The organism is Erythrobacter alti (assembly GCF_037996805.1).
Lineage (GTDB): Bacteria > Pseudomonadota > Alphaproteobacteria > Sphingomonadales > Sphingomonadaceae > Alteraurantiacibacter > Alteraurantiacibacter alti.
Window position 1 is genome coordinate 258,727 of sequence record NZ_JBBNAX010000007.1, and the last position, 13,539, is coordinate 272,265.

The window sequence follows — 13,539 nt, forward strand, 5'->3', positions numbered from 1 at the left end:
CAGTCCTGACCCTTATTCCGCTGCGACCGAGGCGGCCTGATCGCGCTCTGCTTCGAGCTGCTCCAGCGCACGGCGGTAATCCTTTGGCATCACTTTCACGAAGTGGCCCAGCGTGTTGTCGAAATCTTCCAGCAGCGCGGCGGCGCGGGCAGAGCCGGTATGCAGCTTGTGCCGTTCCAGCAATATCCTGATGCGCGTGGCATCGTGATACAGCGGATCGCCCATGCCCAGATCGTCCACCGTGGAGGGGCGCTGCTGCGGCAGGCCCATGCCTTCGGGGTCGTCGGCAGATGCATTGATCTGCTCGAGATCGACCTGCGCCATGTTGCAGTGCTGCGCGAAAGTGCCGTCCGGATCGTAGACGTAGGCGACACCGCCGCTCATCCCGGCAGCGAAATTGCGACCCGTGGGGCCGAGCACGCAGACCGCGCCGCCGGTCATGTATTCGCAGCCGTGATCGCCTGTGCCCTCGACCACCGCGACCGCGCCCGAATTGCGCACGGCGAAGCGTTCACCGGCAACGCCGCTGAAGAATGCCTCGCCCGAAATCGCGCCGTAGAGCACGGTATTGCCGACGATGATGTTTTCGAGCGGGTTGCGGTCCACGCCCTCGGGCGGACGTACGATCACGCGGCCACCTGACAGGCCCTTGCCGACGTAGTCATTGGCATCGCCGACCAGGTCGAGCGTCACGCCGTGTGCCAGCCATGCGGCAAAGCTCTGCCCGGCGGTGCCGGTGAAGTTCACGCGGACGGTATCGACCGGCAGGCCGGCATGGCCATGCGCCTTGGCGATCACGCCCGACAGCATGGCTCCTGTCGTGCGGTTGAGGTTCTTGATCGGCAGGTCGAGCTGGATGCTTTCGCCCTGCTGGATCGCGGGCTGGCACGCTTCGATCAGCTGGTTGTCCAGCGCCGCGCCAAGGCCGTGGTCCTGAACCTCTGTCTGGTAGGGCTTCTTGCCTTCGGGGATTTCCACCGAGTGCAGCAGCTTCGTCAGATCGATGCCGTCGGCCTTCCAGTGACGGATGGCACGCTTCATGTCGATCCGGTCCACGCGCCCGATCATTTCCTCGACCGTGCGGAAGCCCATTTCGGCCATGATGACGCGCAGTTCCTCTGCCACGAAGAAGAAATAGTTGATCACATGCTCTGGCGTGCCGACGAACCGCTTGCGCAGTTCCGGGTTCTGCGTGGCGACGCCGACGGGGCAGGTGTTGAGATGGCACTTGCGCATCATGATACAGCCCGCGGCAATCAGCGGAGCGGTGGCGAAGCCGAATTCGTCCGCGCCAAGCAGCGCGCCGATGGCCACGTCGCGGCCCGTGCGAAGCCCGCCATCCACCTGCACCGCGATGCGGCTGCGCAAATCGTTGAGCAGCAGCGTCTGCTGCGTTTCGGCAAGGCCGATTTCCCACGGGCTGCCCGCATGGGTCAGGCTGGTGAGCGGCGAAGCGCCGGTGCCGCCTTCATAACCGGAAATCGTCACATGGTCGGCACGCGCCTTGGAAACGCCTGCGGCCACCGTGCCCACGCCCACTTCGGACACCAGCTTGACCGATACGCGCGCTCCGGGGTTCACGTTCTTGAGATCGTGGATCAGCTGCGCGAGGTCTTCGATCGAATAGATGTCGTGATGCGGCGGCGGGCTGATGAGGCCCACGCCCGGTGTCGAATGGCGCACCTTGCCGATACGCTTGTCGACCTTGTGACCGGGCAACTGGCCGCCTTCGCCGGGCTTTGCGCCCTGCGCCATCTTGATCTGGATATCGTCCGAATTGGCGAGATATTCCGTCGTGACGCCAAAGCGTCCAGACGCCACCTGCTTGATGCGGCTGCGCATGGAATCGCCGTTGTCGAGGGGCTTGAAACGGAACGGTTCCTCGCCGCCTTCGCCGGTGTTCGAGCGCCCGCCGATGCGGTTCATCGCCACGGCCAGCGTCGAATGCGCTTCATGGCTGATCGAGCCGAAGCTCATCGCGCCGGTGCTGAAGCGTTTGACGATTTCGGCAGCGGGTTCGACCTCATCGAGCGGGATCGGCTCGTCCGCCTTGTGCAATTCCATCAGCCCGCGGATCGTGAGCAGGCGTTCGGCCTGGTCGTTCACGCTCTTGGCGAAGGCATCGTACTGATCCTTCGCATCGCCACCCTGTTCACTGCGCACTGCGTGTTGCAATTGCGCGATATTGGCAGGCGTCCAGGCGTGTTCCTCGCCGCGCAGGCGGTATTGGTAGATGCCGCCAACGTCGAGCATGTTACGATAAATCGGATTGTCACCATAGGCCGCTGCGTGGCGGCGCACGGTTTCCTGCGCCACTTCGGCCAGGCCGACGCCCTCGATCGTGGTGGCAGTGCGGGTGAAGTAGCTGTCGACAAACGCGGTGGACAGGCCGACCGCGTCGAAGATCTGCGCGCCGCAATAGGACTGGTAGGTCGAAATGCCCATTTTGGACATGACCTTCTGGATGCCCTTGCCGACCGCCTTGATGTAATTTTTCTCGACATCCTCGACGGTGAGTTCGGGAGCCTTCTTCTGGCGGATGTCCTCCAGCGTTTCGAAGGCGAGATAGGGGTTGATCGCTTCGGCGCCGTAACCCGCCAGCACGCAGAAGTGATGCACTTCGCGCGCTTCGCCGGTTTCGACCACGATGCCGGTCTGCATCCGCAAACCCTGGCGGGTAAGCTGGTGATGCACGGCGGCGGTGGCCAGCAGTGCGGGCATGGGAACACGGTCCGGGCCCTGCTTGCGGTCCGACAGGATCAGGATGTTCTTGTCCTGCAGCACCGCTTCGGTTGCCGCCCAGCACATTTCCTTGATCGCCATGTCGAGGCCTTCGGCCCCGCTTTCCGCATCCCAGGTGATGTCGATCGTTTCGGTGCGGAACGCGCCATCGAGACTCGCTTCGACCGAGCGGATCTTTTCCATCCCGCGATTGGTCAGGATCGGCTGGCTGATTTCGAGCCGCTTGTGCGTGCCGGCATCGCGGCCGAGCAGGTTGGGGCGCGGGCCGACCATGGTCAGCAGGCTCATCACCAGCTCTTCGCGGATCGGGTCGATCGGCGGATTGGTGACCTGCGCAAAATTCTGCTTGAAATAATCGTACAGCAGGCGCGGACGCTTGGAGAGCACGGCAATCGGGGTATCGGTGCCCATCGATCCGATGGGATCATCGCCCGTCACTGCCATGGGTTCGAGGAAGCGGGAGATATCTTCCTGCGTGTAGCCAAAGGCCTGCTGGCGATCGAGCAGGCTTACCTGATTTTCCTGCACCGCCTCGCGGTCGGTCTCGATCGCTTCGAGGTCGCGCAGCTTGTATTGCGCCTGGTCGAGCCATTCCTCGTAAGGTTCCGCGGCGGCGAGCTGGGCTTTTAGCTCCTCATCCTCGATGATGCGGCCTTCCTCTAGGTCGATCAGCAACATGCGGCCCGGCTGGAGCCGCCATTTGCGCACGATATCCTCTTCCGCCACCGGCAATACGCCGCTTTCCGAAGCGCAGATGCACAGATCGTCCTTGGTCACGCAGTAGCGCGCCGGGCGCAGGCCGTTGCGGTCGAGCGTGGCGGCGATCTGGCGGCCATCGGTAAAGGCGACGGCGGCAGGGCCATCCCATGGTTCCATCAGCGCGGCATGATATTCGTAAAAGGCGCGGCGCCCCGGCTCCATCAGCTCGTTGCGTGCCCAGGCTTCGGGGATCAGCATCATCATCGCATGGGCGAGGCTGTATCCGCCGAGCAGCAGCAATTCGAGCGCGTTGTCGAGACAAGCGGTGTCCGATTGGCCGTGCGGCACGATCGGCCACAATTTGTCGAGATCGGCACCCAGCAGGTCGCTTTCCATCGTGCGGCGGCGGGCGTTCATCCAGTTCACATTGCCGCGCACGGTGTTGATCTCGCCATTATGCGCGATCAGCCGGAACGGCTGGGCAAGCCGCCAGCTGGGGAAGGTGTTGGTGCTGAAACGCTGGTGGACGAGGCCCAATGCGCTCTCGCAATCGGGATCGCGCAGATCGTCGTAAAAACTGCCGACCTGCGTTGCCAGCAGCAGGCCCTTGTAGACCACGGTGCGGCTGGAGAAGCTGGGCATGTAGAGCTTGGTCAGCTCCGGCATGTCGTGCTTTTCGGCCAGCTCGGCGAGCGGGTTCTGCGTCTGCTTGCGGATTACGATCAGCTTGCGTTCGAACGCGTCCTGGTCGGCGCAATTGTCGCCGCGCGCGATGAAGCACTGGCGGATCACCGGCATGGAATCGAGCACGGCCTTGCCCAGTCCGTCCTGCGTAGTGGGCACATCGCGCCAGCCGATCAGCTTCTGGCCTTCCTTGGCAATGAACTTTTCGAACTGGTTGCTGATGAATTCGCGTGCCGCATCATCCTGCGGCATGAAGCACATGGCTACCGCGTAATCGCCCGCTGGCGGCAGGGTCAGCCCTTCGCCGTCCGCCCACTTGCGATAGAGCCGGTCGGGAATCTGCACCAGAATGCCTGCGCCATCACCCAGCAAGGGGTCCGCGCCGACCGCTCCGCGGTGGTCGAGATTGGCGAGGATTTCCAGCGCCTGTGTAATAATTCCGTGCGATTTGACGCCCTTGATATGGGCGACAAAGCCCATGCCGCAATTGTCATGCTCGTTTACGGAATCATACAGGCCACGTGGCGCGGGATACTCGGTCAATCTTCAACTCTTCCTGTTGCTCGTCCAGTCCCGGGCCGGATGTGAAGCGCGCCTCGAAACCGGTTTCATCGGTAACGAAACGCGAATCAACAGCCCAAAGCTGCACGAAAATGTCGCGAAACGACCTCATGGCGACAGGAAGGGAATATTGCAAGGTCTTGTGCGCCGCACAAGACAGCTTCGCAGGCGCGGCGAGCGTGCCTTAATCCAGCATTCGGTGGAGGTTCAGCACCGCATCGCGGAGCGCCACGTCATTGTCGGCCACCGCCGGCGCCTTTTGCGCATTTGTATGCGAGACTTGCTGTGCGCGGGCATGTTGCACCGTTCCGGCCTGCGGCCTGAAGGGATTGTCAATCGATGACAAGGCGCGATAGCTGGCATCGCGTTCCGAAATTGCAGTGCCTTCGACCGGATCGGGGGCGTCCGCCGGCTCTGCAATCTCCGCGTCGGCGGTGTTTTCTGGTTCGACTACGCTTTCCGGTTGCTCGTTGTAAGTAACGGCAGCGGGAGTGCCTTGCGCGCGACCGAAATATTCAGCCATCGCACAGGCAGCCTCATCTGGCGGTGCGGGCGTGAAGCTTGGCGCCACTTCGCGTGCAACGGGTTGCTCGGCAGGTGTGCCCGCTTCCCGCTCGGCAGCACGCGCAGCGCTCCATGCGCGGTGCTCGTCGAGTACTTTTTCGAGCCGCTGGACGAGCTGCACCAGACCCATCTCGGCCAGATCGTCCGACGTGGACGTGCTGACCGGCTCTAAGGGCACGTCTTCGACATCGCTTGAATCAGGCACTGATGCCGCTTCGGCCTCGGGCCACTCGTCATTGGTTTCGACGGGTTCCTGCCCATCTTCCACCGGTTCATCGCCGGTACGTGCGAGTGAGGGCGGGGAGAATGCCAGCGGCGGTGCAGCCTCGTCATCCTGTACGGGCGGCACCATGTCCTCCTGTGTAATTGCGATCGGGGCGAGAATTTCGGCAGCGGCGTCGTCTTCCGGTGCATCATCCGGCTCGCCATCGAAATAGTCATCAAGGGCGCCCGGGAAGGGGTCGACCTCGTCGATCTCGTCTTCAGCGAAGGCGTCCTCGCCGGAGTGCTCGTAACCGGCTTCGTCTTCCTGTTCATTCTCGAACTCGACCGGAGCTTCGATCTCGGAAGCGTCAAGCACTTCGACCTCGGCATACTCGTCAAACGCGGCATCCTGGTCGCTGTCACCGGGAAGCGGCACGACGAGCAGGAGGTCACTTTCGGGAGCATTCTCAGCGAGGGTCAGCGGGCGACGCCGGCGCGGGCGATCATCAGCGTCGTCTTCGGTCGCTTCGATGGTTTCGACGGGCTCGTCCTGCACATCATCCGCCGTTTCGGCCACGACGAGGTCGAGCGTGTCGGCGTCGTCATAGGGATCATCGTCTGCCATGGCGGACTCCAGAATCCGCGCCTGTATCCGGCGCGCAATCGCGAAACCGGCGAGGCCGCCGAAAATCGCGGCAACTAGTGCCACGATCGCAACCGCAGTTCCGCCGAGCGGAGCTTGGGCCGCGGGGAGCATATTGGCGAGGCCGGTCATGCCGACCAGCCGCTCTATCACATGCATTGGCGCGATAAGGCTGCCAAGGCCCAGAAGGGCAGCAAACCAAAGGCCTACAATTGCCGGAAACAGCCGGTGCGCGCTGACCGGAGGCTTGCCTCCGCCGCTATTGTGCCCAGCTTGGTCCATCGGGAGTGTCGCCACGATAATATCCTGTTCCGCGCCCCTGTGCGAAACCACCCGAAATCTCAGGCGGCGTCGGAAATGAGGCCATTCGGCGCTTTGGCTAGCAGGGTTTGGTAAACGCCAAGATAACGATTGGCATTTTTGTGCCAGTCATGGTCGTCCTGCACGTGGGCTCTAGCGCGGGTGCGGATGGCATACCATTCTCCGCGCCGGTCAATCAGGTCGGCAAGCGCGGCGGCGCAGGCGGCGGAATCGTCGGGCGCAAACAGCGCGCCGGTCGCGCCGTGCGTCACCAGCTCGCGGTGTCCGCCGACATCGCTCGCTGCCACCAGCTTCATCTGCGCCATGGCCTCAAGCGGCTTCAACGGGGTCACAAGATCGGTCAGGCGGCTGCGCTTGCGCGGATAGGCCATGATATCGGTGAGCGCGTAATACCGCTCGACCTCGGAATGCGGCACACGTCCGGTAAAGCGGATCGCATCGGCGACGGGCGAGGCTTCGGCCTGTGCCTGCAGCATATCGGTCATCGGCCCCCCGCCGACCAGCAGCAAGCGTGCGTCGGGGTGGCGCTCGACCAGCATGGGCATGGCGGCGATCAGATCGTCCAGCCCCTCGTAATCGTAGAAGCTGCCGATGAAGCCGATCACCGGACCATTGCCCAAGCCAAGTTCCGCCGCCAGAGCATCGTCGCGCGCAGCCGTTTCGCCGAACATCGTCAGGTCGACGCCATTGGGCATGATGCCGATCTTGGCTGCAGCAACGCCGCGCGACACGAGATCGTCCTTCAAGCCCTGGCAAATCGTCATGACAGCATCCGCGCCCCTTACAGCCATGTTCTCCAAATGGCGGGTTAGGCGGTATTTGAGCGAGCCTTCGCGCGAGGTCAGATTGCCGACAGCGGCATCCTCCCAGAATGCACGGATCTCGTATACGACCGGAATGCCGAGTTTCTTGCCAGCGCGAACGGCGGCCAGCCCGTCAAGCGCCGGCGAATGTGCGTGCAGCACATCGGGGCGCCAATCCTGTGCCAAGGCAACAATCGCATCGGCCAAGGCACCGATTTCGCGCCATTCTTTCAGGCCCGCTGGTCCGTGCGCCTCGCCCGGCGTGCGATGGAAGGTGAAACCGTCCACCTTTTCGACCGGTGGGCCATCGGCGCCATGGCGCAGCCCGGTAATGCCGCGCACCTCGAGGCCCAGCGCCTGCTGCGCCGTCAGTATGGCGCGCGTGCGGAAGGTGTAGCCGCTGTGCAGCGGCAGCGAATGGTCGAGAACGTGCAGAATCCGGGTCATCGACATTCCCCCTGCCATATTGTGCTTAACGGGCCGTCAAGAGCTTGTCCCTATGGCAAGATCGAGCAACTGCCGGACGTATCCATTGATCGACTATTTCTCCATTGTGTTGACACACGGCCTGATCATGGTCGCCGTTTGGCGATTGCTGTTCCGTGCCGAGCTCGATGACGAGAAAGCGGTGCAAGCGGAACCGGACAGGCCGTGGCTGAAGAACCGCGAAAGCGGGACCGGCGATGCGTGATCTTGTCCTCCTCGGATTTATCGGCGCCATCCTGCTGATGGGCCTCAAGCGCCCGTTTCTCTGGGTCTTGCTCTATATCTATGTCGATATCGTCTCGCCCCAGCTGATCGGCTGGGGGCTGATCCGCAGCCTGCATCTGTCGCTGGTCGTCTTTGTCGCCGCCTTTGCCGGATATGTCTTGCTCGACAGCAAGGAAGGCAGCCGTTTTACCTTGCGACAAGGCTTGATCGTCGCGCTGCTGGCGTGGTGCGGTTACACGACGCTGGGCGCGGTATTCCAGGAATTCGCTTGGCAAAAATGGGACTGGGTGTGGAAGGGCATGTTCTTCGCCGCCTTCCTCCCGCTCACCTTGCGCACAAGGCTGCGACTGGAAGCTGCTGTGCTGGTGTTCGTGCTGTCGATCGGGGCCAATGCAATCAATGGCGGGATGAAAACCGTGTTCGGAGGTGGCGGATACGGCTCGTTCACGATGCTCGTGGACCAGGATTCGGGCCTTTACGAAGGGTCCATCATGTCGACCGCCGCCATCGCGACGATCCCGCTGGTGCTGTTCCTTGCCCGTCGCGGAACGATCTTCAAGCCGCACTGGACCGTGTGGATTTTTTCCGTCGCGCTCATATTCGCCTGCCTGCTGATCCCCATAGGTGCCAATGCGCGCACCGGCCTCGTCTGCATCGCGGTGCTTGGCGTGCTGATGCTGCGGCAGGTGCGACATCGCTTCCTGTTCGCCGGGCTGGCGGGCATCGCCATGATCGCTTCCGTTCCGTTCCTGCCGAGCGAATATGTCGAGCGGATGCAGACGATCACCGGTTTCCGGACTGACGAAAGCGCCTCGACCCGCATCGAAGTGTGGAAATGGACCTACAATTACGCGCTCGAAAATCCGGCTGGTGGCGGCTTCGATGCCTATCGCGGCAACAGCTTTACCTATGACCTGCCCGCCATCACTGGAGAGGGGAGCAACCGGCAGATTACCTATAGCGAGGTGACAGACGAGGCGCGCGCCTACCATTCTTCCTATTTCGAAGTGCTGGGCGAGCAAGGCTGGCTCGGCCTGTTTCTCTGGCTCGCCTTGCAAGGGCTTGGCCTGTGGCAGATGGAACGCATCCGGTGGCGGGAGAAGGCGCATCGCAGCGATCGTGACGCATTCATGCATGATCTCGCCACTGCGCTGCAGCACGCGCAGATCATATTCCTTGTCGGCGCGCTGTTCGTAGGTATCGCGTTCCAGTCCTTCGTTTTCATCCTGATCGCCATGCAATGTGCAGTGTGGAGCCAATGGAAGCTGGCACGCGAGGGGTCCGATCCTTCTCCGGCTGCCACGAAGATCGCATCCATACAGCAGCCTGCCGCCACCTGAACCGCCGCCGCCCTCGACAAGCAGGCGCGGCTGCGGGATAGTCCCGCACCATGGACACCGCAGCAAGCCTTGGCATCATGGAAATCATCGGCATAGCCGGTAGCGCCAGCCTGCTTGCGGGATGGCGGCTTTACATCGTTATCCTGGGAACTGGCCTGGCCATGCGCAGCGGTGTTGTGCCGCTACCCGAGCATCTCGAATCGCTGCAGGTGCTCGCCAATCCTTGGGTGCTGGGCATCGCCGGTTTCGGCGCGCTGGCAGAGTTTTTCGCCGACAAGGTGCCGTGGCTCGATAGCGCTTGGGACACGGTTCACACTCTGGTCCGGCCAGTGGGCGGAGCCATGCTGGCGCTTGCCATCGTCGATCCGGGCGATCCTGCGATGCAGGTGATTGCCTTCCTGCTTGGCGGAGGCGGCGCGTTGCTGGCGCACGGCGGCAAGGCCGGAGCGCGCGCGGCGATAAACACCAGCCCCGAACCTGTCAGCAACATCGCCATGTCCACGGCAGAGGATGTCGCGACCGTCGGGCTGATGTGGTTCGTCTACGAATATCCCTGGGCCGCAGCGGGCGTGGCGGCTCTGCTGCTGGCGCTCGCCATCGGCCTGATGCTCGCGGTCCGCAGGCTGTTCCGGAAGGTCTTTGGGCGGGAGAAGAAGGCAGAGGGATAGCTCCCGGGGGAAGGGATTCTTTTCAGGAAGTCGCATCCGCGACTTCGTCCTCGCTAGATGGCCAGCAAGCTGGCCCCGCTGCGGGCGCGCAGTCGCACTTGCCGTCGCAAGAGCGACGGTTCTGGCATAACAATAGCTTTTTAGCGCTAGCCTCGGGCGCGTCGAGCGAACGACAAAGGCCGACTGGCCGCCCGCAGGTGTTCCGCAGCGGAGCGGAGGGAACAGCACCGAGGATGGCACGCCCGGATGGGCGGGCCGAAATCAACTATTCGCCCGCAGCCATTCCTCGACCACCGGAGCGATGCGGTTTCTCCACTTGCTGCCGTTGAAGATGCCGTAATGGCCGACATCGCGGGCGAGGTGATACTTCTTCTTTGCTAGCGGCAGGTGCTCTGCAAGGTCGAGCGCGGCGCGGGTCTGGCCAATGCCGGAGATATCGTCCAGCTCGCCTTCGATAGCCAGCAATGCGGTATCCTTGATCGCATCGGGGTCGATGGCCTTGCCGCGATGCACGAATTCACCCTTGGGCAGCGAATGCTCCTGAAACACATGCTCGATCGTCTGGAGATAGAATTCCGCCGTCATGTCGCACACCGAGAGGTATTCGTCGTAGAACTGCTTGGTGCGGTCGGCGCTGTCCTGGTCGCCAAGCGTCATGTGCTTGAACATCTCGTAATGGCTCATCATGTGATCGGACAGGTTCATGCTTATGAAGCCAGCGAGCTGCAGGAAGCCGGGATAGACTTCGCGTCCGGCACCCGGATAGTTGAACGGCACCGTGGCGATGACGTTGTTCTCGAACCAGCTCAGCGGCTTGTCCATCGCCAGGTCGTTCACGCTGGTCGGGCTGGCGCGCGTGTCGATCGGGCCGCCCATCATGGTGAGCGACTTGGGACGGCACGGATCATCCTCGGCAGCCATCACGGCAGTCGCCGCGAATGCGGGTACGGACGGCTGGCAGACAGCCAGCATATGAGCACCCGGACCGATGAATTGCAGGAATTCGATCAGGTAATCGATGTAATCGTCGAGATCGAAGCGACCGGCTGACATGGGGACCTGCCGCGCATCGGCCCAGTCGGTAATCCACACCTGCTGGTTTTCGACCATCCGCTGCACCGTTCCGCGCAGCAATGTGGCGTAGTGCCCGCTCATCGGGGCAACGATCAGCAGCTTGGGAGCATCTTCGGGAAGATCGTCACGCGCAAAACGGCGCAGATTGCCGAACGGCTTTTCGAACACCACGCTTTCGGACACCGGCTTCATTTCGCCATCGATTTCGACCGGATCGAGATCGAAATCGGGCTTGCCGCGATCCTCATAGACGTGGGCAAAGACCTTCAGCGCGCTGGCAGCGGCCGGACCCATGCCGAAATAGCCCATAGGCAGGGCCGGATTGTCCAGCAAATTGGCGCCCACCGTGGCCCAATTGCTGGCCGAGGTGAACCAGGCCTTTTGCATTTCGTAAGCGGAATAGAGCAAGTGTTTGCGTCCCAACGTAAGTAGTGGCCGCCTGTCGCAACGGTGGCCAGATGGTGCCTGCTGCTGCCATTATCGTGTGTTCTGCGGCAAGCCTGCGGCGCTGTGTGGGCTGGACATGCCCTGTTTTACCCAATGTTGCAACGCGGCATGAGTTCCATTTGCCAATGCATACGTAGGGCGGTGGCGGGCTGGCTTGACCAGAACGGCGATTGGGGTAGGGCGACATCCACGCATGGCAGACCTTCATCCCATCGATCAGGCCAACCCCGCCAAGACGCTCGGCCCGCTGCGGATGATTTTCCGCCAGGCCATGAAATACCCCGTCCAGATCGCCCTTGCGGCCATTGCCTTGCTGGTCACGGCAGCGGTGATGTCGGTTGCAATACCCTATGGCCTGAAGCTGGTGATCGACCGCGGCTTCGGCGGTGACGGCGATATCGACCGCTGGTTTCGCTACCTGTTGCTGCTGGTCGGCGTGCTGGGTATCGGGACCGCGCTGCGCTTCTATTTCGTCAGCTGGATCGGTGAACGCGTCGTCGCCGATATTCGCGAGGCGGTCTACACCAATCTCCTGCGGCTCTCGCCCTCCTTCTTCGAGGAAAACAGCCCTAAGGAAATCAGCAGCCGGATGACATCGGACACCGCGATCATCGAAACGGTCGTGGGCACGACGGTATCGGTCGCCTTGCGCAATCTGATCATGGCTGTCCTGAGCACCGGCTACCTCTTCTGGCTCGCCCCGCAGCTGACCGTCTGGCTGCTGGCGGGAATTCCGGTCGTCATCGTGCCGATTGCGCTGTTCGGCAAGCGGCTGCGCAATGTCAGCCGCTCCAGCCAGGACCGTGTTGCCGAAGTTGGCGGGATCACCACCGAAATCCTTTCCGCCATGAAGATCGTGCAGGGCTTCAACCAGGAAGAGCGCGAAGCGGGTCGCTTCCGCGTGGCGGTGGATGAAACCTTCGCAATGGCCAAGAAGCGCATCCTGATCCGCGCGGTGATGACCGCCACGGTCATGACGCTCATTTTCGGGTCGATCACGCTGCTGTTGTGGCGCGGCGCGATCCTTGTCAGCGAAGGGACAATTACCGGCGGCACTATTACCTCCTTCGTTGTGGGGGGAATGATCGCGGCAGGCGCGTTCGGGTCCTTGACCGAGGTCTATGGCGATCTTCTGCGCGGCGCCGGTGCAGCGGGACGCCTCAACGAATTGCTGAACGAACAGCCCGCCATTGCTCCGCCTGCACGGCCCCAGGCCCTGCCGCAGCCACCGCGCGGCAGCCTGGCGTTCGACAATGTCAGCTTCAGCTATCCCACACGGCCCGGCGAAAGGGCGATTGCCGATTTCAGCCTCACGATCGAACCAGGCGAAACAGTCGCCATCGTCGGCCCGTCGGGCGCGGGCAAATCAACGATCTTCCAGCTGGCGGAGCGGTTCTACGATCCGCAGAAAGGCGCGATCAAGCTCGATGGCGTGCCGCTGACGCAGGCCGATCCGGCGGACATCCGCCGCCGCATGGCGCTGGTGCCGCAGGAAGGCATATTGTTCGCCGCAAGCGCGCGCGACAATCTGCGCTACGGTGCATGGAAAGCGTCCGAAGAGGCGATCTGGGATGCGGCCCGCGCCGCCAATGCCGAAGATTTCCTGCGCGATTTGCCTGACGGCCTCGATACCTTCCTCGGCGAGGGCGGGGCGCGGCTTTCGGGCGGACAGCGCCAGCGCGTCGCCATTGCCCGTGCGCTGCTGCGCAATGCCCCGATCCTCCTGCTCGACGAGGCGACCAGTGCGCTCGATGCCGAAAGCGAGCGGCTTGTGCAGGATGCGCTGGAGCACCTGATGCAAGACCGGACTACGCTTGTTATTGCCCACCGTCTGGCAACCGTGCGCGCGGCGGACCGGATCATCGTGATGGATGGCGGGCGTATCGTCGAACAGGGCGACCACACCAGCCTGACAGCTGCCGGCGGCCTTTATGCGCGGCTGGCAGCGCTGCAATTCGACGACGCGGCGCTCGCCTGAAGGCCTTTCCTTCGGCGAGGAGGCGCAGCCAAGTCTTGCGTCGAGGGGAATCGGCTCTTAATCGAGTTGGTAACGACAGAAACAGTCAGTCCGTTCTGGA

At 62.6% G+C, this 13,539-nt stretch carries 9 protein-coding genes; 4 read left to right on the forward strand and 5 right to left on the reverse strand.

The window, feature by feature from the left end:
* Positions 1-12 precede the first annotated feature (12 nt).
* The 4 genes from gltB to AAC850_RS09055 all read right to left on the reverse strand — a co-directional run bounded on the left by gltB (position 13) and on the right by AAC850_RS09055 (position 7,668).
* Complete coding sequence (gltB, locus tag AAC850_RS09040) at positions 13-4,605, reverse strand: glutamate synthase large subunit (RefSeq protein ID WP_340588555.1); 4,593 nt, start codon at positions 4,603-4,605, stop codon at positions 13-15.
* A 28-nt stretch (positions 4,606-4,633) separates the two neighbouring features.
* Positions 4,634-4,798: a hypothetical protein gene (locus AAC850_RS09045; RefSeq protein WP_340588394.1), complete on the reverse strand. Its 165-nt coding sequence runs from the start codon at positions 4,796-4,798 to the stop codon at positions 4,634-4,636.
* Positions 4,799-4,870: 72 nt separating this feature from the next.
* Positions 4,871-6,394, reverse strand: a complete 1,524-nt coding sequence (locus AAC850_RS09050; RefSeq protein ID WP_340588395.1) for a hypothetical protein — start codon at positions 6,392-6,394, stop codon at positions 4,871-4,873.
* Positions 6,395-6,438: 44 nt separating this feature from the next.
* Positions 6,439-7,668, reverse strand: a complete 1,230-nt coding sequence (locus tag AAC850_RS09055) for a TIGR04063 family PEP-CTERM/XrtA system glycosyltransferase (protein WP_340588396.1) — start codon at positions 7,666-7,668, stop codon at positions 6,439-6,441.
* A gap of 85 nt (positions 7,669-7,753) precedes the next feature.
* Here AAC850_RS09055 and AAC850_RS09060 point away from each other — a divergent pair, with 85 nt between their 5' ends.
* The 3 genes from AAC850_RS09060 to AAC850_RS09070 are packed head-to-tail and all read left to right on the forward strand — an operon-like array spanning position 7,754 to position 9,940.
* Positions 7,754-7,912 carry a hypothetical protein gene (locus tag AAC850_RS09060; RefSeq protein ID WP_340588397.1) on the forward strand — a complete coding sequence of 53 codons (159 nt, stop codon included), beginning with the start codon at positions 7,754-7,756 and terminating at the stop codon, positions 7,910-7,912.
* Positions 7,905-9,272 carry a putative O-glycosylation ligase, exosortase A system-associated gene (locus AAC850_RS09065; RefSeq protein ID WP_340588399.1) on the forward strand — a complete coding sequence of 456 codons (1,368 nt, stop codon included), beginning with the start codon at positions 7,905-7,907 and terminating at the stop codon, positions 9,270-9,272. Before AAC850_RS09060 ends, AAC850_RS09065 begins: the two co-directional genes overlap by 8 nt.
* Before the next feature lie 50 nt (positions 9,273-9,322).
* Positions 9,323-9,940 (forward strand): DUF4126 domain-containing protein, encoded by a 618-nt coding sequence (locus AAC850_RS09070; protein ID WP_340588400.1) that lies wholly within the window; start codon positions 9,323-9,325, stop codon positions 9,938-9,940.
* Between the two features lie 261 nt (positions 9,941-10,201).
* On the opposite strand, the gene AAC850_RS09075 is transcribed toward AAC850_RS09070, so the two are convergent.
* A complete protein-coding gene (locus AAC850_RS09075) occupies positions 10,202-11,422 on the reverse strand; it encodes a polyhydroxyalkanoate depolymerase (protein WP_340588556.1) in 1,221 nt (406 codons plus the stop codon).
* A gap of 232 nt (positions 11,423-11,654) precedes the next feature.
* Here AAC850_RS09075 and AAC850_RS09080 point away from each other — a divergent pair, with 232 nt between their 5' ends.
* On the forward strand, positions 11,655-13,439 hold the full coding sequence (locus AAC850_RS09080) for an ABC transporter transmembrane domain-containing protein (protein ID WP_340588401.1): 1,785 nt from the start codon (positions 11,655-11,657) through the stop codon (positions 13,437-13,439).
* Positions 13,440-13,539 lie beyond the last annotated feature (100 nt).